Consider the following 576-nt stretch of genomic DNA (forward strand, 5'->3'; position numbering starts at 1 on the left):
GGCCGCCCTCTCCGCGCAGCAGCTGCGCCTGAAGCACACCCAGGTGCTGGCGCCCGACAGTGGCGTCATCTCCTCGCGCACCGCCACCGTGGGCGCGGTGGTAGGCGCCGGCACCGAGCTGTTCCGCATGGTGCGCAAGGGCCGGCTCGAATGGCGCGCGGAAATCACCTCCAGCGAGCTGCCGCGCGTGCGGCCCGGCATGCGCGCGCGCGTCACCGCGGCGAGCGGGGCCGAGGTGGAAGGCACCGTGCGCGTGGTCGCCCCCACGGTGGATGCGCAGACGCGCAACGCCCTCATTTACGTGGACCTGCCCGCGCACCCGGACATCCGCGCCGGCATGTTCGCGCGCGGCGAGTTCCTGCTCGCGCAGCGCGACACGCTCACCGTGCCGCAGTCGGCCGTGGTGGTGCGCGACGGCTTCACCGCCGTGTTCGAGGTCGGCGAGGGCGGCCGCGTGGCGATGCGCCAGGTGAAGACCGGCCAGCGCACGGGCGAGCGGGTCGAGATCGTCTCGGGGCTGCCCGAGCGCGCCACGGTCGTCGAGCGCGGTGGCGCCTTCCTGAACGACGGCGACAC

1 protein-coding gene is annotated in these 576 nt (G+C 74.5%); it reads left to right on the forward strand.

Annotated elements, in window-relative coordinates; genetic code table 11:
- Window positions 1–576 (forward strand): efflux RND transporter periplasmic adaptor subunit (locus FJV41_RS57135; protein WP_141649569.1); only part of this gene is annotated, 576 nt, incomplete at both ends.

This window comes from Myxococcus llanfairpwllgwyngyllgogerychwyrndrobwllllantysiliogogogochensis (genome assembly GCF_006636215.1).
GTDB classification, from domain to species: domain Bacteria; phylum Myxococcota; class Myxococcia; order Myxococcales; family Myxococcaceae; genus Myxococcus; species Myxococcus llanfairpwllgwyngyllgogerychwyrndrobwllllantysiliogogogochensis.